This is a genomic window from Streptomyces sp. NPDC043685 (assembly GCF_056436585.1).
In genome coordinates this window covers 37,637-55,061 of record NZ_JBWKCH010000016.1, presented here as the reverse complement: position 1 = coordinate 55,061, position 17,425 = coordinate 37,637, and the positions used below count along the sequence as shown (strand labels likewise).

General features: G+C 71.5%; 18 protein-coding genes and 2 pseudogenes. 11 read left to right on the top strand and 9 right to left on the bottom strand.

Going from position 1 to position 17,425, the window contains the following annotated elements; all coding sequences use genetic code 11:
* Nucleotides 1-226: 226 nt before the first annotated feature.
* Nucleotides 227-2,059: an ABC transporter ATP-binding protein gene (locus tag AC0665_RS36710; RefSeq protein ID WP_478706718.1), complete on the top strand. Its 1,833-nt coding sequence runs from the start codon at nucleotides 227-229 to the stop codon at nucleotides 2,057-2,059.
* A gap of 101 nt (nucleotides 2,060-2,160) precedes the next feature.
* A complete protein-coding gene (locus tag AC0665_RS36705; protein ID WP_478610804.1) occupies nucleotides 2,161-2,424 on the top strand; it encodes a hypothetical protein in 264 nt (87 codons plus the stop codon).
* A gap of 343 nt (nucleotides 2,425-2,767) precedes the next feature.
* On the opposite strand, the gene AC0665_RS36700 is transcribed toward AC0665_RS36705, so the two are convergent.
* Both AC0665_RS36700 and AC0665_RS36695 read right to left on the bottom strand, forming a co-directional pair.
* The gene (locus AC0665_RS36700) at nucleotides 2,768-3,877 is read right to left on the bottom strand and encodes a sensor histidine kinase (RefSeq protein ID WP_478610801.1); all 1,110 of its coding nucleotides are present in this window, start codon (nucleotides 3,875-3,877) and stop codon (nucleotides 2,768-2,770) included.
* Entirely contained in the window at nucleotides 3,874-4,566 is a 693-nt protein-coding gene (locus AC0665_RS36695; protein WP_478706717.1) for a response regulator, read from the bottom strand. The genes AC0665_RS36700 and AC0665_RS36695 overlap by 4 nt, the downstream gene beginning before the upstream one ends.
* 164 nt (nucleotides 4,567-4,730) lie before the next feature.
* On the opposite strand from AC0665_RS36695, the gene AC0665_RS36690 reads away from it, so the two are divergent.
* Both AC0665_RS36690 and AC0665_RS36685 read left to right on the top strand, forming a co-directional pair.
* The gene (locus AC0665_RS36690; protein ID WP_478706716.1) at nucleotides 4,731-5,942 is read left to right on the top strand and encodes a DUF418 domain-containing protein; all 1,212 of its coding nucleotides are present in this window, start codon (nucleotides 4,731-4,733) and stop codon (nucleotides 5,940-5,942) included.
* A gap of 178 nt (nucleotides 5,943-6,120) precedes the next feature.
* Nucleotides 6,121-6,303: pseudogene (locus tag AC0665_RS36685) on the top strand (IS5/IS1182 family transposase); the annotation flags it as partial.
* A gap of 16 nt (nucleotides 6,304-6,319) precedes the next feature.
* Here AC0665_RS36685 and AC0665_RS36680 read toward each other — a convergent pair.
* The 4 genes from AC0665_RS36680 to AC0665_RS36665 all read right to left on the bottom strand — a co-directional run bounded on the left by AC0665_RS36680 (nucleotide 6,320) and on the right by AC0665_RS36665 (nucleotide 10,399).
* Nucleotides 6,320-7,000, bottom strand: a complete 681-nt coding sequence (locus AC0665_RS36680; RefSeq protein WP_478706715.1) for a haloacid dehalogenase type II — start codon at nucleotides 6,998-7,000, stop codon at nucleotides 6,320-6,322.
* Nucleotides 7,001-7,188: 188 nt separating this feature from the next.
* Nucleotides 7,189-7,494, bottom strand: a complete 306-nt coding sequence (locus tag AC0665_RS36675; RefSeq protein ID WP_478706714.1) for a hypothetical protein — start codon at nucleotides 7,492-7,494, stop codon at nucleotides 7,189-7,191.
* 236 nt (nucleotides 7,495-7,730) lie between these two features.
* On the bottom strand, nucleotides 7,731-9,002 hold the full coding sequence (locus AC0665_RS36670) for an MFS transporter (RefSeq protein ID WP_478610786.1): 1,272 nt from the start codon (nucleotides 9,000-9,002) through the stop codon (nucleotides 7,731-7,733).
* Nucleotides 8,999-10,399 carry an NAD(P)-binding domain-containing protein gene (locus tag AC0665_RS36665; RefSeq protein WP_478706713.1) on the bottom strand — a complete coding sequence of 467 codons (1,401 nt, stop codon included), beginning with the start codon at nucleotides 10,397-10,399 and terminating at the stop codon, nucleotides 8,999-9,001. Before AC0665_RS36665 ends, AC0665_RS36670 begins: the two co-directional genes overlap by 4 nt.
* A gap of 110 nt (nucleotides 10,400-10,509) precedes the next feature.
* Here AC0665_RS36665 and AC0665_RS36660 point away from each other — a divergent pair, with 110 nt between their 5' ends.
* The 4 genes from AC0665_RS36660 to AC0665_RS36645 all read left to right on the top strand — a co-directional run bounded on the left by AC0665_RS36660 (nucleotide 10,510) and on the right by AC0665_RS36645 (nucleotide 13,475).
* Nucleotides 10,510-11,559: a flavin-containing monooxygenase gene (locus AC0665_RS36660; RefSeq protein ID WP_478706712.1), complete on the top strand. Its 1,050-nt coding sequence runs from the start codon at nucleotides 10,510-10,512 to the stop codon at nucleotides 11,557-11,559.
* Between the two features lie 41 nt (nucleotides 11,560-11,600).
* Nucleotides 11,601-11,975, top strand: a complete 375-nt coding sequence (locus AC0665_RS36655; RefSeq protein WP_360656822.1) for an ArsR/SmtB family transcription factor — start codon at nucleotides 11,601-11,603, stop codon at nucleotides 11,973-11,975.
* A gap of 25 nt (nucleotides 11,976-12,000) precedes the next feature.
* Entirely contained in the window at nucleotides 12,001-12,507 is a 507-nt protein-coding gene (locus AC0665_RS36650) for an N-acetyltransferase family protein (protein WP_478706711.1), read from the top strand.
* A 152-nt stretch (nucleotides 12,508-12,659) separates the two neighbouring features.
* Nucleotides 12,660-13,475, top strand: a complete 816-nt coding sequence (locus AC0665_RS36645) for a TSUP family transporter (RefSeq protein WP_478706710.1) — start codon at nucleotides 12,660-12,662, stop codon at nucleotides 13,473-13,475.
* A gap of 78 nt (nucleotides 13,476-13,553) precedes the next feature.
* Here AC0665_RS36645 and AC0665_RS36640 read toward each other — a convergent pair whose 3' ends face one another.
* From AC0665_RS36640 to AC0665_RS36630, 3 genes are read right to left on the bottom strand one after another with little or no spacing between them, the layout of a single operon-like run.
* Complete coding sequence (locus tag AC0665_RS36640) at nucleotides 13,554-14,618, bottom strand: ArsO family NAD(P)H-dependent flavin-containing monooxygenase (protein WP_478706709.1); 1,065 nt, start codon at nucleotides 14,616-14,618, stop codon at nucleotides 13,554-13,556.
* The gene (arsB, locus tag AC0665_RS36635) at nucleotides 14,615-15,733 is read right to left on the bottom strand and encodes an ACR3 family arsenite efflux transporter (protein ID WP_478706708.1); all 1,119 of its coding nucleotides are present in this window, start codon (nucleotides 15,731-15,733) and stop codon (nucleotides 14,615-14,617) included. Before arsB ends, AC0665_RS36640 begins: the two co-directional genes overlap by 4 nt.
* Nucleotides 15,730-16,038, bottom strand: coding sequence for an ArsR/SmtB family transcription factor (locus AC0665_RS36630; protein ID WP_478706707.1), 309 nt, complete (start codon nucleotides 16,036-16,038; stop codon nucleotides 15,730-15,732). Before AC0665_RS36630 ends, arsB begins: the two co-directional genes overlap by 4 nt.
* A 74-nt stretch (nucleotides 16,039-16,112) precedes the next feature.
* Here AC0665_RS36630 and AC0665_RS36625 point away from each other — a divergent pair, with 74 nt between their 5' ends.
* The 3 genes and pseudogenes from AC0665_RS36625 to AC0665_RS36615 all read left to right on the top strand — a co-directional run.
* Nucleotides 16,113-16,664 (top strand): three-helix bundle dimerization domain-containing protein, encoded by a 552-nt coding sequence (locus AC0665_RS36625; RefSeq protein WP_478706706.1) that lies wholly within the window; start codon nucleotides 16,113-16,115, stop codon nucleotides 16,662-16,664.
* A gap of 46 nt (nucleotides 16,665-16,710) precedes the next feature.
* Nucleotides 16,711-17,130: an arsenate reductase ArsC gene (locus tag AC0665_RS36620; RefSeq protein WP_478706705.1), complete on the top strand. Its 420-nt coding sequence runs from the start codon at nucleotides 16,711-16,713 to the stop codon at nucleotides 17,128-17,130.
* A gap of 5 nt (nucleotides 17,131-17,135) precedes the next feature.
* Nucleotides 17,136-17,362: pseudogene (locus tag AC0665_RS36615) on the top strand (thioredoxin-disulfide reductase); the annotation flags it as partial.
* Nucleotides 17,363-17,425: the final 63 nt, after the last annotated feature.

Here is a 17,425-nt window from a genome sequence, read left to right as displayed (position 1 = left end):
GCCGTGACGCCGTCCACACGGGCGGGTTTGCGGAGTTCCTCGGCCTGATGCCGGCGGCGGGCGAACCTCGTCCTGCCCGTCGTGCGACCTGACGTCCCCGAAGTGCTGCTGAGCGCCTTCGCCGCGAGCGCAGCCGGACTCGTCCGCTGAGCCGGCACACGATCACGCCCGGTCCGCCCGGCGCCGCCGACGCGGTGCCGGGCGGACCGCAGAAGAAAGGAATTTCGTGAACACCGCATCCGCCCCGACGACGGATGAGCCCCATGAGACCTCCCTGTCCGCCCGGGAGACGGCCAGGGCGCTGTACGCGTATGTGCGGCCGCACCGGTGGGCCGTCGTCCTCGGTCTGCTGTGTGCCCTGGTCGGTGCCGCCGGGGGGCTGCTGCAGCCGCTGGCCACGAAGGTGCTGGTCGACCGGCTCGCCTCCGGTGAGACCATCGCCGGGATCCTGATCGCGCTCACCGTGCTGGTGGTGGCGGGCACGGCGGTCGAGGCGCTCGGCGCGTATGTGCTGGAGCGGACGGCGGAGTCGGTGGTCCTGGCCGCGCGGCGCACCCTGGTGGGGCGGTTGCTGCGGCTGCGGATCGCGGAGTTCGAGCGGATCCCGCCGGGCGATCTGATGTCCCGGGTCACTTCCGACACCACGCTGCTGCGGGCGGTCAGTACCCAGGCGGTCGTCTCCGCGGCCTCTGGCGCGGTGGCCTTCGTGGCGGCGATCGTGATGATGGCGGTCCTGGACGTCGTGCTGCTGGGTGTGACGCTCGGGGTCATCGTGCTGGTCGGCGGGGGCGTCACGCTGGTGATGCCGAAGATCGCGCGGGCGACGGAGCGGGCGCAGAAGGCGGTCGGGGAGGTCTCCGTCGCACTGGAGCGGGCTCTGGGGGCGTTTCGCACCGTGAAGGCGTCCGGCGCCGAGGCGCGGGAGAGCGCCCGGGTGGAGGCGGCGGCGCGGCGGGCGTGGCGGCACGGCGTGAAGAGCGCGAAGTGGGAGGCCGTGGCGGGCTCGGCCGACGAACTCGCCGTCCAGCTGGCCTTCCTCGCGGTGCTCGCGGTCGGCGGGGCGCGGGTGGCGTCCGGGGAGATCCCCGTGTCCACCCTCATCGCCTTCCTGCTGTACCTCTTCTACCTGATCGAGCCGGTGTCCACGCTGATCGAAGCCGGGTCCTCCTATCAGGAGGGGGCGGCCGCGCTGTCGAGGATCGCTCAGGTGGAACGCCTGGCGACGGAGTCGGCAGACCGGCCGGCGGGCGCCCTGCCCAGGCAGGGGGCAGCGGTTCCGGGTCCGGCGTCGGTCGGGCAGGGGGCAGCGGTCCCGGCTCCGGCGTCGGTCCGCTTCGAGGACGTGTCCTTCCGCTACCGCCCGGGCCAACCGTACGTCCATCAGCGAGTGAGCTTCGAGGTACCGGGCACCGGGATGACGGCCTTCGTGGGCCCCTCCGGTGCGGGCAAGTCGACCGTGTTCACACTCATCGAGCGGTTCCACGAGACCACCGGCGGCCGGGTCCTGGTCGACGGCAAGGACGTACGGGACTGGTCCCTGTCCGAACTGCGGTCCACCATCGGGTACGTGGAGCAGGACGCCCCGGTGCTGGCCGGCACGTTGCGGGAGAACCTCGTCTTCGCCGCGCCCGGCGCCACGGACGACGACATCCGCGACGTCCTGGCCCGCACGAGGCTCGACACCCTCGTCGAGCGCCTGCCTCACGGCCTGGACACCCCGGTCGGACACCGCGGCTCGAAGCTGTCGGGCGGTGAGCGGCAGCGCGTCGCCATCGCCCGCGCCCTGTTGCGCAGGCCACGCCTGCTGTTGCTGGACGAGGCGACCTCGCAGCTCGACGCCGTCAACGAGCTGGCGCTGCGGGACGTCGTCGCGCAGGTGGCCCGCGAGACCACCGTGCTGGTGGTGGCCCACCGTCTGTCGACGGTGACCGGTGCCGACCGGATCGTCGTCATGGACGGCGGACAGGTCCGGGCCGTGGGCACCCACGAGGAACTGGTGGCCCAGGACCGGCTGTACGCGCAACTGGCGGCCACCCAGTTCCTGGCCCCCGCGCGATGACGCACCACACGCAGGGTTGTCCGGTCGTCCACTGCATTGGTCCCGGCCGGACAACCCCAAGCACCGGCGCCCACGCACACCAAGACCGTGAAAGGCCCCGTATGCGCACCGAGTCCGCCATCCGTCGCAGAGGTGCGGTGTGGGACTGGCCGGCCCAGCCGGCCACGCTGTTCGGCGGCGTGTACGGGCTCCTGGTGTCGAGTTCGGTCGTCGCCGCGCTCACGCAGTTCGGCGAGACGACTCGAGCGGCACGCATGGACGACGCCCTATGGGTCCTGTTCACCGCCCTCGCCTCGTCCCGGGCCCATGGCTACGCCCATCAGCACCCTGCTGAAATGACGCGGCGATGTCGCGGATGCCGCTGAGGGGGGCGGGGCCGATATCGTCGGCCGCGTATCGGTCCCTGCCCCCTGCCCGGCCTCCGTCAGGCGCTGATGCCGGCCGGAGCGTCGGCCCGGGCGTCGGCGAGCGTACGAGATCCACGCGGATCAGCCGACGGACCGAGGACTCGACACCGGTCTGAAGGGTCCCGCGACAGGGAGACATCCCGCCGCTGGCGGCGAACGAGCGGAACCGCGATTCGCGGCATGCGGTCTGGACGTGACCGATGGGCTCATCCAGTCACCACCACGGCACAGCATGAGTCGGCGTGCCGTGGCAGGCGGCCGGGCGGCGGCTGTGCCCCCCCTCCCCGGGCCGCCTGGTCGGTCAGTCCGCGCTGAGGGGAATGCGCAGCCGCACCCGGTAGCCGCCCTCTGCGGTCGGGCCCGCCTCCAGGGTGCCGTGCAGAATGTCGGCCCGTTCCCGCAGACCGACCAAGCCCTGCTGCGAACCGGGCAGGGACAGCGAAGGCCGGGTGGGCGGGGTGTTGGTGACGGTCACTCCGATGCCGTCGCCGGCCTGCCACAGCTCGACACGCGCTCTGGCGCCGGGGGCGTGCTTGCGGACGTTGGTCAGCGCTTCCTGGACCGTGCGGTAGAGGGCCCGTTGGGCGGGTGTGCTCACGGTGGGCGGCAGTTCGCCCGTCAGCTGTGCGTGCGTTCCGCTTGATTCCACGAGTTTGCGCAGGTCGGCCAGGGTCGGCTGCGGGGTGAGCTCGGTGGCGTCGCCGCCGGAGGCGCGCAGCAGCGTGACCATGGTGCGCAGTTCGTCGAGCGTGGTGACGCTCAGCGAACGGATCGTGCGGGCGGCCTCCTTGGCGTCCGCGTCCTTGGCGGCGACCTGAAGCGCCCCGGCCCGTACGGCGATCAGGCTGACCTGGTGGGAGACGACGTCGTGCATCTCGCGGGCCAGCTGGGCGCGTTCGCGGGCGAGCACTGCCTGGGCATGCAGGGCCCGCTCGTGCTCCCTGGCCTCCTCGATCTCGGCCAGCCGCCGCGCCAGGTCCCGTTGCGCCTGGAGAAGCTGGCCGAAGAGGACCGGGGCCGCGGCGGTCGCCAGGCCGTACACGAAGAAGACCAGTGTCATGGTCCGGTCGACCTCGGCCATGGGCCACGGAGTACTGCTCGCGACGGCGGCCAAGGCGACGCACACGCCGAGGAGACGGCGGTTGCGGGAGCGTTCGGCCAGGGTGAACAGCGCCGCGAGCACAGCGACGGCGACATCCTGCATCAGCGCGACGGGCAGGGTCAGCAGGAACACGCCGAGCGGGAAGCGGCGCCTGAAGGCCAGCGCGGTGCAGCCGACAGCGGCCAGCGCGAGCTCGAGGGGCGTGGGCTCCTCCATGTTGAGCCATACATCCACGGCCGCCACCGCCACCAGGACGAGGTCGGTGACCGGCGTGGGAATCCGCTGCCACATGGCGCGTGCGCGGCTCATCGGCCTACCTCCCGCGCATGCTCCTCGAGCAGTCCGGCCCGCTGTGCCAGCAGCGCGGCCTGCACCCGGCTCGACACCCGCAGCTTGGAGAGGATGGCGCTGACATGGTCCTTGACCGTGCCGGCACCCAGGTGGATGCGCGCGCCGATGTCGGCGTTCGACAGGCCCTCCGCCACCAGGACGAGGACGTCGCGTTCCCGTGGGGTGAGCAGCCGGACCCGTGCCGCGTCCTCGTCGACGGCCGCCTCGGCGCGGGGGTGGCTGTGCAGCAGTGTCCGCGACGCCTTGGGAGAGAGCACCACACCGCCCGCGGCCAGGGTGCGCACCAGATGGGCGAGCTGCTCCGGCTCGGTGTCCTTGAGCAGGAAACCGGCCGCGCCGCAGTGCAGCGCGGTCAGGATGTACTCGTCGGCGTCGAAGGTGGTCAGCATCGCCACGACCGGGGCGTCCGGCGCCTTCCGCAGTTCACGCAGCACGGTGAGCCCGTCGACGTCCGGCATCCGGATGTCCAGCAGCACCACGTCGGGCCGCTCCCGGCGGACCGTCTCGACGGCTTCGCCGCCGCTCGCGGTCGCGACGACCTCGATGTCCTCGGACGCGTTCAGAATGAGTTCGAAGCCCGAGCGGACCAGTGCCTCGTCGTCGACCACCACTACCCGGATCACGTGCTCCGCCTCACCTTCATTCATGCCGTCCGGCCGATGCCGACTCGACCCTAAAGCCCCGATCGGTCCCGGTGGCCCGTCGAGCGGCAGCTCCAGCCACACGGCGGGGTAGCACTCACCAGTCGGCAGGGGCACGGCAGCCTTCTGCCGGATACTCCATGATCGGCCCGGTCTCCAGCCTGAGGGTCATGACCCATCACCCAGACTCCACACTGCTCACGGCCGACGCCGCATCCCCTGACCATGGGCGTGGTGAGACCTCGACCAGTGCGCGCGGGATGGGCCGGCTGATCGGTCTGGACCTGGCCCGCGGCCTGGCCGTCTTCGGCATGTACGCGGTCCACGTAGGTCCCGCCCCGGATCAGGGCGGTGTCATCGGCTTCCTGATGGAGTTGGCGCAAGGCCGCTCCTCCGCCCTGTTCGCCGTCCTGGCCGGCTTCGCGGTCGCCCTCATCACCGGGCGCCGCACGCCGGAGACCGGTACGGCCGGCCGCCAGGCCGGCGCCAAGGTCGTCATCCGAGCCGTGATCCTGCTGGTCCTGGGCACCGCCCTGACCATGACCGGCACCCCGGTCGTGCCGATCCTCGCCTTCTACGGACTGTTCTTCCTGCTCGTGCTGCCGCTGCACCGGCTGGGCGCCAAGCCGCTGGCGTTGATCGCCGCGGCATGGGCTCTGGTGGGCCCGCAGTTGCTGTACCTGCTGAAGCCGGTGGTCGGAGGCCGCGTATTTCCCACCGCCGGCCAGGCCGACGGCGTCGTCTCGCTGCTCTTCACCGGCGGCTATCCGGCCCTGACCTGGGTCCCGTTCGTCATCGCCGGTATGGCTGTCGCCCGCCTCGACCTGGCCGCCACGGCTGTCCGTGTACGTCTCGCCCTCGCCGGCGTCGCCCTCGCCGTCGCCGGCTATGGCGGCTCCTGGCTGGCGCTGCGTCTCGTGCCCGGTGCGGCCGCAGCCGTCCGGGAAACCGCAGGGGGACCTGGCATGTCGTCCATGTCGTCGGCGCCGCCCGGCAGCGAGGGCATCTTCGGCGACACCCCCGCCGGGATGCTGGTCGCCTCCCCGCACAGCGAGGCGACCCTGTCCATCGTCGGCAACACCGGCGTGGCGATCCTGGTCATCATCGCGTGCCTGGCCGCCACGGACGCTCTCCCCCGGCTGCGGCGCCTGGCCACGCCCGTCATCGCGGTCGGCTCGATGTCACTGACCGCGTACGTCTACCACATCGTCGCCATCTGGCTCCTGGACACCGAAGCACTGCCCGTCGCGCCGCTGTACATCCTGCTCGGCTTCATCGCGTCCATCACCCTCCTTGCCACCCTCTGGTCCCGCTTCTTCCAACGCGGGCCGCTGGAATGGCTGATGGGCAGGGCGACCGGACTGGCCCGACACATCCCGTAAATCATGTTCTTCTGGTCGTGGTTGGTCATGGTGAGCCTGCTGACCCGCGGCATCCGGCGACCACAGTCGTCCGGGTAGGGCAGGATCGACCCCCGCCAACCGGAGAAGGTCGGCCGACGACCCGGCAGGAATCCCCTGACATAGGCGGATGGTCAAGCCGTTGGTGCCGGACGAGTGCGGAATCGAGTCCAGCGAATGCCTTGGCCGCCGCAGGTGGGTGATCGAGCGGACGATGCCGTGGCTGTCCGGCTACCTCAGAATCACCCACCACTACCAGCGTGATTCCCGCAACTACCTCGCCTTTCTCGGGCTGACCGCCGCGCTCTGTTACTACAAGCGCCTCGTCCGCCTCACCGGTTAGGACACGGTTTCAGGCGTCAGGGACGCTGGAGGCCGAAGAGGACCGGGAGGTCGGCAATGTCGGTGATCCGCTCGTAGCCCAGCCAGTGCTCGTCGTGCTCCCAGCCGCGGTCGACGTACACCTTGTTCTTGATGCCCATGATCGCCGCGGAGCGATGGTCGTACATCGGGCTCGCGGAGACGTGCACGAGCTCGTCGGGTGTGACGCCGAGCTTGTCGAACATGTACTCGAAGGCGCGGAGGCGGGGCTTGTAGACGCCCATCTCCTCGGCGCTGATGACGACCTCGAACGGAGCCTTGAGGTTCTCCGCGAGGCGCACGGCGTGTGGGGTGTCGCTGTTGGTGATGATGACCAGCGGGACCGCCTCGGCCAGGCGGTTCAGCGCCTCGGTGACACCGGGGTACGGGCCCCAGGTGGGGATGCGCTCGTACACCGCGCGCGCCTCGTCCTCGCGGAACTCGAGACCGACCTTGCGCAGGGCCCGCTCCATGGAGCGGGCGAAGACCTGGTGGAACGGCTGGTACGCGCCCGTGCACTCGTCGATCCGGTACGCCTTGCAGATCCGCAGGAACTCATCGGCGCTCTCGGCCGGCAGCCGGTCGCCCAGGACCTCCCGCATCGCGTCGTTGATGCTGAACTTGATCAGCGTTCCGTTCATGTCGAACGTCACGAACTTGGGCTTGACATCGAATCCCACTGGTCCTCCTAGTGCCTCAACCGAGCAGCTCCGGCGGCTTGGTCGATTGTCGACCATGTGTGGCGAGTCTCGATCAGATGGAATCGATTGTCAATATCCTCAGCTCGGCGCTCCCTCGTACCCAGCGCGTCGGCGGCCGCGGATCCCTCCGCATCCGGGAAGGACCGCAGCCCCACGCTGGGGCTCGGTCAGCGGTGGCAGAGTTCCTCGGCCCAGGTCCACAGCTGGTCTTCGAGGACCAGGTTGTCGCCGCCGGCGGCCGTCTGGAGCAGCTGGGCGCACACGGTCGCTTCGGCGGCGAGGCCGGCCGCGCTGCCCAGGACGGGGGCGGCGTCGCGGCCGCGGGCGGCGGTGTCCGGCTGGAACAGCGAGTAGGCATAGAGCGTGACGGCGTCGAACCCCGCCGGGGCCTGCCCCCAGCCTTCCCGGCCCAAAAGTCTCAGGGGCTCGGTGAGGTTCGTGCCTATCAAGGTCGCCGAAGGCGTGCTGGGCATCGAGGGCGCCGTCCCACAGCTTTCCCGACGCCTTCCAGCCGCTCACACCCGAGCTGCTCGCGGTTGCGGCCAATCTGCCAGCGCACGTAGACCGGAGCGAGGCTGTCTTCGTCTGTGCCATCGGCCCTCCCATTCGGTCTGCGTTCCGGCACCTCACACCCGGAACACTGTGACGACGCAGCGCAGTTGGCAAATCATCACGTTTGTCGGCAACCGCCGCTGATGTTCCTCCGCGGTTACTCTGCGGAGCGATCAGTGACGGCTGCGGGCCGTCGTCCGGATCGGCGGCGTACGGCGCCGGTCGCCGTCCACGGTGCGGTGAGCGCGGCGCCTAGGGAGACGGCGGCCAGGAGGAAGAAGAGGGGCCGGTAGCCGCCGAGGGGCACGGCCAGGGCGGCGCCGGCGAACGGCGCGAGTGCTGCCGCTGTGTGGGCGGGTGCGGCGAGGAGTCCGGAGAGGTGCCCGTAGTGGGTGGTGCCCCAGCGGTCGGTGATGGCGGTGGCCTGGAGGAGGGTGAGGTTGCCACGGACCATGCCGGCTACGACCGACACGGCGATGATCAGGGCGTACGGGCCGGGGGCGGCTGCGAAGGCGGCGGTGGTCAGGGCGCCGAGTGCGATCAGGATCGTTGTGCGGGCGGTGGCGGTGGTGCGGCGGGCGAGTGTGGCGTACAGGGTGCGGCCGAGGGTCTGTCCGGCGCCGCCGATGCCGAGGGCCCAGGCGGCCTGGCTGGTGGTGTACCCGCGTTCCAGGAGGAGGGGAACGAGGGCGACGACGACGGCGTACATCGCGAAGCCGGACAGGGTGAAGGCAGTGGCGAGCAGGAGGAACGGTCGGCTGCGTCGGACGCCGGCAGCGTCTGTGGCCGGGTGGGCGGGGCTGGCTGGGGCGTCGGGCCAGGGTGCGCGCAGAGCCAGGCAGTGGGTGGGGATGGTGACGGCGGCGAGGATGCCGGCGAGCACGAGGTAGGTGTGGCGCCAGGACAGGTGGTCGGCGAGGGTCGCGGTCAGGGGTGCGAAGACGGTGGAGGCGAGGCCGCCGGCAAGGGTGACGATCGTCAGGGCGCGCACGTGGTCGGGGGCCCACCAGCGGGTGAGCGCGGCGAACGCGGGCTGGTAGAAGGTGGCCGCCATCGCGAGCCCGGCCAGCGCCCAACCGGCGATGAAGACCGGCAGATCAGGGGCCGCGGCCACGATCAGCAGGCTGAGCACGCCGAGCACGGAGCCGACGGTCATGACGGCGCGCGGGCCGCGCCGGTCGAGGATGCGGCCGACGCGGATCCCGGCGAGGGCGGAGACGACGAGGCCGAGGGAGAACGCCGCGGTGGTGGCCCCGGCCGGCCAGCCGGTCGCGGCGGTGATCTGCGGATTGAGGACGGGGAAGGCGTAGTAGACGATGCCCCAGCTCACGATCTGCGTGGCGCAGAGGGCGGGCAGTGCGGCGCGGGGCCGCGACCGGTCCCCTGTTCCGGTCGCGGCTCCGCGGGTGGGGGTGTTCAGGTCGGTCACGAGCCGCAGCAGCCGCCCGCCGGGGCCTGCTCGTCGGCCGCCCCGACCGGGGCGGGGGCGCCGATCTGGACGAGCTGCGGTGCGGGGGCGCAGCAGCCGCCGGCGGCGCCCTGGGCGTCGGGGGTGTCGAAGAGGCCGGCTCCGCCGCAGACTCCGGTCTCGGGGAGGGTGAGTTCGACGCGGTCGGCGGCCTCGATGTCGCCGGCGATCGCGGCGGCGACGGAGCGGACCTGCTCGTAGCCGGTCATCGCCAGGAACGTGGGGGCGCGGCCGTAGGACTTCATGCCGACCAGGTACACGCCCTGCTCCGGGTGGGAGAGCTCGCGGTGGCCGTGCGGGTAGACGGTGCCGCAGGAGTGCTGGTTGGGGTCGATCAGCGGAGCCAGCTCGACGGGTGCCTGGAGGCGCTCGTCGAGGCCCAGGCGCAGCTCGTTGAGGAAGGACAGGTCGGGGCGGAAGCCGGTCAGGACGATCACCTCGTCGACCGCGTCGAGGCGGCGGCCGTCCTCGGCGACCAGGACCAGGCGTCCGTCGGTGTCGCGCTCGATCGCCTCGGTGCGGAAGCCGGTGACCGCGTCCACGTGGCCCTCGTCGACGGCGGCCTTCGCCGCCAGGCCCAGCGCGCCGCGCGCCGGGAGCTGGTCGGCTTCACCGCCGCCGAAGGTGGAGCCGGAGATGCCCCGGCGCAGGATCCACACCCCCTTCGTTCCCGCGCCGTCGTCGGACTTGGCGAGGTCGGCGAGGCAGGCGAGGGCGGTGAAGGCGGAGGCGCCGGAACCGATGACGGCGGTGCGCTTGCCGGCGTAGCGGGCGCGGACGGCGGGGTCCTTCGAGTCCGGGACGCGGTAGGTGATCCGGTCCGCGGCGGCGCGCTCGCCAAGAGCCGGGAGTCCGCTGCCGCCGGCCGGGCTGGGCGTGGCCCAGGTGCCGGAGGCGTCGATGACGGCGCGGGCGAAGACACGCTCCTCGCGGCCGTCGGCGTGGGCGACGTGCACGACGAAGGGCTGCTGCTCGCGGTCGGCGTCCACAATGCGGTCCCGGCCCGCCCGAGACACGCCGGTGACGGTGGCGCCGAGGCGGACGCGGTCGCCGAGGATGTCGGCGAGCGGCTGCAGGTAGAGGTCGGCCCAGTCGCCGCCGGAGGGGTAGGTGACCGGGTCGGGGCGTGTCCAGCCGGTGGGAGCCAGGAGCTTCTCGGCGGCCGGGTCGACGACCTCCCCCCAGGTGGAGAACAGGCGCACGTGCGCCCACTCGCGCACCGCCGCGCCGGCAGCAGGCCCGGCCTCCAGGAGCAGGGGCTCAAGGCCCTGGTCGATCAGGTGGGCGGCGGCGGCCAGACCCGCGGGTCCGGCCCCGATGACGACGACGGGCAGCTCGGTGGTGGCGGGCGCGTTCACGGCGACTCCTTGCGTGTTTCGACGTCTGTCGATGGCTTGCGCTGCCCAGCATGGCACCTGTATTGATGGGCGTCAACATAGACATTCATCGAATCCAGGAGGGATTGTTCGTGGAGCACATCGACGTGGTTGTCATCGGCGGCGGTCAGTCCGGGCTCGCCACCGCGCATGCGCTGCTGCGACGCGGGCTGCGGCCGGTGGTGCTGGAGGCGTCCGGTCAGACGGCCGGGTCGTGGCCGCGCTACTACGACAGCCTCAGGCTGTTCTCGCCCGCCCGGCACAGCTCACTGCCCGGCATGCCGTTCCCCGGCGCCGACCGTGACCGCTACCCGCACCGCGACGAGGTGGTCACCTACCTCACCGCCTACGCCGGCCGCCTGGACGCCGAGATCCGCACCGGGTGCCGCGTCACCGCGGTCCGCCGCACCGGCGACGGCTTCGAGGTTGACCTCAAGGACGGCGGCCGGCTGTCCGCGCGGGCCGTTGTGGCGGCCTCCGGGACGTTCGGGCGCCCGCACCGGCCGGCGCTGCCGGGTCTGGAGGAGTTTGCCGGTCAGGTGCTTCACGCCGCCGACTACCGCAGCCCGGCCCCGTTCGCCGGCCGCCGGGTGGTCGTCGTCGGGGCGGGGAACTCCGCGGCGCAGATCGCGGCCGAGCTCGCAAAGTCCGCCCGCGTCACGCTCGCCACCCGGGCGCCGGTGAGGTTCGCCGCCCAGCGTGTCCTCGGTCGTGACCTGCACTGGTGGCTGACACGTACCGGTCTGGACACCGCTGCACTCGGGCGGCTGCTGTCCCGTCCGCCGGCGCAGCCGGTGCTCGATGACGGCCGCTACCGGGCCGCCCTGGCCGCCGGGCTGCCGGAGCGGCGGCCGCTGTTCGCCGGAGCCGACGGGGCCGAGCTCACCTGGCCGGACGGGAAGCAGGAGGAGGTCGAAGCGATCGTGCTCGCCACCGGCTACTGCCCTGATCTGCCCTGTCTCGCCGGCCTCGACGCCGCCGGAAACCCCCGACACCGCGAGGGTCTCGCTGCCGGGGTGCCGGGGTTGTCGTTCGTCGGGCTGGAGTGGCAGCGCAGTCTGTCGTCGAACTCGCTGCGCGGTGTGGGCCGGGACGCGGAGCGGATCGCCCGGCGCCTGACCGCCGCTCTCGCGCGCCGGTGACACCCTCGACCCACTGGTTCGACGTGTGTCAACATAGACGTATGTCGAATGCGAAGGTGCTGCCGCTGCTCGAGCCCGCCGATGGTCAGGGTGTGGCGCCCTGCTGCCCGCCGCTGACCGAGCGCCCGATGACCGCCGAGGAGGCCGAGACGGCCGCGCGGATGTTCAAGGCGCTCGGCGACCCGGTCCGCCTGCGGCTGTTTTCAGCGGTGGCCTCGCACGAGGGCGGGGAGGCGTGCGTGTGCGACATCTCCGACGTCGGCGTCTCCCAGCCCACGGTGTCCCACCACCTGAAGAAGCTGAAGGAGGCCGGTCTGCTGACCTCCGAGCGGCGCGGCACCTGGGTGTATTACCGGGTCGAGCCGTCGGTGGTGGCTGCGATGGGCAAGCTGCTGACGCTGCCCGCGGCGGCATGACGGTCGAACGCTAAAGGGGGCAGGGGTGAGCGGGGCGTCGAGCGCGGTGGTCGTGCCGCTGACGGCCGAGCACGCCGAGCAGGTGCTGGCGATCTACCAGGCGGGCATCGACGAGGGCAACGCCACCTTCGAGACCAGCCCACCGTCCTGGGAGACGTTCGACGCCGCGAAGTTGCCCGAGCACCGCTTCGCCGCTCTCGACGCGGACGGGGCGGTGCTGGGCTGGGTCGCCGCCAGCCGCGTCTCGGACCGGTGTGCGTACGCGGGTGTGGTCGAGCACTCCGTCTACGTCCACCCTGCCGCCCGCGGCCGCGGCGTCGCCTCAGCCCTGCTCAAGGCATTGATCGACTCCACCGAGCAGGCCGGGATCTGGACCATTCAGTCGGGGGTCTTCCCCGAGAACGCCGCCAGCCTCGCCGTCCACCAGCGTGCCGGCTTCCGCGTCATCGGGACCCGGGAGCGGATCGGACGCCACCACGGCATCTGGCGCGACGTCGTCCTCGTCGAGCGCCGCAGCCCAGCGATCGACTGACCGCAGTTCGACCGGCACGCGCGCGACGGCGGCAGGCGCGGATGCCGACGCTCGGAGGTCCGGATGAATTCTGAGCGGATCCGCCGTGCCTTCGCCCGAAGGAAAGGCCACACCGTGGCGGGCGGGGACGGTTGATAGCGAAGATGCCCGGCATGACCACTGACCAGAGCCATGTTCCGCTGCGCGCGACGCATTCGGCACCCGTGGTGTTCGCTGCGGGAGGGGCCATCGGGCTGCTGGGCGGGATGATCGGGCTGGGCGGGGCGGAGTTCCGCCTGCCACTGCTGATCAGCCTGTTCGGGTTCGCGGCACTGTCGGCCGTCATCCTGAACAAGGCGATGAGCCTGGTCGTGGTCCTCGTCGCGCTGCCCGCCCGCCTGGCCGCTGTCCCGGCCGCCGATGTCGCCGCACGCTGGCCGGTCGCGGTCAACCTGCTGGCCGGCAGCCTGTTCGGTGCGTGGGCCGGAGCGAGCTGGGCGGTACGCATGCGCAGCTCCACCCTGTGCAAAGTGCTGGCGGCGCTGATGGTGCTCATGGCAGCGGCCCTGGTGGTCACACACACCACCCCTTTGAACGCGTTCGCGCTGCCGCTGTGGGCACAGGTTCCGAGCGGTATCGCAGCCGGCTTCGGCATCGGAGCCGTCGCCGCGATCATGGGCGTGGCCGGGGGCGAGCTGCTGATTCCGACGATCGTGCTGCTGTTCGGGCAGGACATCAAGACCGCCGGAAGTCTCTCCCTGCTGGTCTCCCTGCCGACCATGCTGGTCGCGTTCGCCCGCTACAGCCGCGACGGCAGCTTCGCCGTCCTCGGCGCCAACCTCCGTTTCACCCTGGTCATGGCCGCAGGCTCCACCGTCGGCGCGGTGCTGGGCGGACTGCTCCTGGGGGTGTTTCCGGACCTGGTGCTCGTCCCTGTGCTGGCCGTGATCCTGCTCGTCTCCGCCGTCAAGCTGGCCCGCCACCCTTGACGTTGCCAAGACCGGTACGGGCAGCGATCTGCGGCGGCCGGCTGGTAGCGCGGGCCAGAACCCCTTCGGAGCGCGGGCTCAGCTGCTCAGCAACTCCGCAATGTGCGCCGCGGCGTCGCGAGCGGGGCGGCCGACGCCGATGAGGGTGGCTGACGCCGGGCCGGTCCAGTCGCCGTAGCCGAGCAGGTGCAGCTGCGGCTCGCCGAGGGCGCGCGTGCCGTCGGTCGGGATGTGGCCGCGGGGGCCCCGCAGGTTCAGCGGGGCGAGATGTGCCAGCGCCGGGCGGAAGCCGGTGCACCAGATCACCGCATCCGCGCCGGTCTCGCTGCCGTCGGCCCACCGGACACCATCGGCAGTGAGCTGGACGAACATCGGCTTGGTGCGCAGGAGTCCTGCGTCGCGGGCGGTCCGCACGGGCGGCACGACGACGATATCGCCGAGCGAGGCCACCCCGCCGGTGTCGCGGCGGCCGGCGTCGAGCGCCCGACGGCGGGCGGTGGCGACGTCGAACAAGGCCCGGCCGTCGATGTCGTCCGGCAGGAAACGCGGCGGGCGCCGGGTCACCCACGTCACCTCGACGTGACCGTCCAGGGCGAGGTCGGCGGCGACCTGGGCGCCGGAGTTCCCGCCACCGACCACGAGGACGCGCTGCCCGGCGAAGTCGGCCGGTGAGCGGTGGTTCACCGTGTGCAGCTGCCGTCCGGTGAAGACGCTCCGGCCGGGGACGGCAGGGAGGAAAGGCCGTGACCACGTGCCGGTCGCGCTGATGACCGTGCGGGTCCGCCAAGTGCCGCAGTCCGCTTGGACCAGGAGGTGGCCTCCGTCGCGGCGTACCGCCTCCACGCGGGTGCCGTGCTGGACGGGCAGGTCGTAGCGCTTCTCGTAGTCGGTGAGGTAGTCCACCACGTGCCCGGCGTCCGGATAGGTCTCGCCTGCCTGGGCCGGCATGAGCCGACCGGGCAGTGAGGAGTGCTCCGCCGGGGAGAACAGGTGCAGGGAGTCCCACATGTGCTGCCAGGACCCGCCCGGTGCCGCCTCGGCGTCCAGGATCACGAAGTCCAGGCCCTGGCGGCGCAGATGGTAGCCGGCGGCAAGGCCCGCCTGGCCGCCGCCGATCACCACCACATCCGTGCGCTGCGTCACCGGGCCGTCGTCGCCCCGTCGGCAGTGAAGCGCCTTCGCCAGGCCAGGGCGACGTAGACCAGCCCGATCAGCACCGGGACCTCGACGAGCGGGCCGACGACCCCGGACAGGGCCTGGCCGGAGGTGACGCCGAACGTGGCGATGGCGACCGCGATGGCCAGCTCGAAGTTGTTGCCCGCGGCGGTGAAGGCGAGGGTCGCGGTGCGGTCGTAGGCAAGGCCCAGGCCCTTGCCGAGGAAGAAGGTGCCGAAGAACATGACCGCGAAGTACACCAGCAGCGGCAGGGCGATCCGGGCGACATCCAGGGACTGGGAGGTGATGGTCTTTCCCTGCAGGGCGAACAGGATGACGATCGTGAACAACAGCCCGTACAGCGCCCACGGCCCGATCTTCGGCAGGAACTTCGCCTCGTAGTCGGCGCGGCCCAGCCTCTGCTCGCCGACGCGGCGCGTCAGGAAGCCGGCCAGCAGCGGGATGCCGAGGAAGATGACGACGTTCAGGGCAATGTGCCAGACCGACACGTCCAGGCCCTGGCCGTCGCCGAGGTTCATCCAGCGCGGCAGCAGGTCGAGGTAGAACCAGCCCAGCAGCCCGAACGCCAGGACCTGGAACACCGAGTTCAGCGCGACCAGGACGGCGGCCGCCTCGCGGTCGCCGCAGGCGAGGTCGTTCCAGATGATGACCATGGCGATGCAGCGGGCGAGGCCGACGATGATCAGGCCGGTGCGGTACTCGGGCAGGTCCGGCAGGAAGATCCACGCCAGCGCGAACATCACCGCCGGTCCGACGATCCAGTTGATGACCAGCGAGGAGACCATCAGCTTCTTGTCCCCGGTGACGCGGTCGAGCCTGTCGTAGCGGACCTTGGCCAGCACCGGATACATCATGATCAGCAGACCGAGCGCGATCGGCAGGGAGATCCCGCCGATCTCGATCTTCGCCAGCGCGTCGTTCATCCCCGGGATGATTCGGCCCAGGCCCAGGCCGACGGCCATGGCGAGCAGGATCCACACCGCGAGATACCGGTCGAGGGTGGAGAGCTTCTTGACGATCGAGTCGTCCCCGGCCGGGCCGGCGCCCCGGGCGGGGGCGGTGGCGGGCTCGGTGGAGGTCACGGGCAGGCCCTCTTGTTCTCGGCGGCGGTGCGGGCGGAGGCGGCCAGCGCGGCGAACTGCTCCGAGAGCCCGGCCAGGACCTCGGGCTTGAGCTTGTAGTAGGTGAAGCGGCCACAGGGCTCGGTCTCCACGACCCCGGCCTCGCGCAGCACCTTCATGTGATTGGACAGGTTGGTCTGCTTGGCTCCGGTCTCCTCGACCAGGTGCGTCGTGCAGAGCGTCTCGCGCGCCAGCAGGGTCACGATCTTCCAGCGGAGCGGATCGCCCAGCACCCGGATCACATCAGGGTCGACTGAAGTCAGCATGCCCTGATACTGTCACATCACCACACGCTGATACCAGCGCGGGCTGACTTACTGGACGCGTCGAAGGAGTTCCCGTGTCCGCCTCTCCCCCATCACTCCTGCCCGACCAGCGCCTGGCCGCCGGAGTCGCCCGCCTCGCCACCCGGCACGCCGGCCGCTTCCGTGCCGAGACCGACCAGGCACTGCTCACCGACTCCTACAGCCTCCTGGCCTCCACCGCGCAGGTGCGCACGCACCTGGTCGTGCTGGCCGAACGCTCCACCACCCAGCGTCTTGACGCTCTCGCTCACGTCCAGGGCAGCCCCGGCAGCGGGCTGCCGGGGCCGCTGTTCGTCTGCAGCCACAACGCGGGCCGCTTTCAGCTCGCCGCCGCCTCCCTAGCACACCGCGCCGCCGGCCGGGTCACCGTGTCCTCCGCCGGGGCGTTCCCAAAGCGGCTGACCGACGAGGTGGTGAGGGCCGCCGACATCGTCATCTCCATGGGCTGCGGCGACGCCTGCCCCGTCGTGCCCGGCCACCGCTACCTGGACTGGCCCGCCACCGACCCCGACGGCGCCCCGCTCGCCGCCGTCCACGACATCGCGGCATCCGCGACGCGATCGACGCCCACATCACCGGACTGCTGACCTCCCTGCCCGCCTGAACCACCCGCTGAGCCTGAAGGAAGAACCCATGTCCACCGCCCCGCTCGCTTCCGTGCTCTTCGTCTGCGTCCACAACGCCGGCCGCTCCCAGATGGCAGCCGGATTCCTCCACCACCTGGCGGGCGACCGGATCGAGGTCCGCTCCGCCGGCTCCGTCCCCGGCGACCAGGTCAACCCGGCCGCCGTCGAGGCCATGAAGGAAGTCGGCGTGGACATCGCCGACGCCAAGCCGAAGATCCTCACCACCGAGGCCGTCCAGGCATCCGACTACGTCATCACCATGGGCTGTGGCGACGCCTGCCCGATCTTCCCCGGCAAGAAGTACCTCGATTGGGCCCTCGAGGACCCGGCCGGCAAGGGCGTCGAGTCGGTGCGCCCCATCCGCGACGAGATCAAGACCCGCATCGAGGCCCTGATCGCAGATATCGACGCCAAACAGGAAGCGTGAGCAGCCTGACCGGCAGAGACGACGTACGCGAGGTCATCGTCATCGGCTCCCCCGCCGGATACACCCCGCCCTCCACACCGCCCGCGCTTCACTGAAGCCGCTGGTCTGCGAGGGCGCGGTCACCGCCGGCGGCGCGCTGGTGCAGACAACCGAGGTGGAGAACTTCCCCGGCTTCCCGGGCGGCGTCATCGGCCGGGACCTGACGAACACCACGCCTCGCGGCACTCAACGACGAACACGCCCTTCGCCGCAATCGACGGAAAAGCATCGGTTGCCCATCTGTAGCCGCAGGACG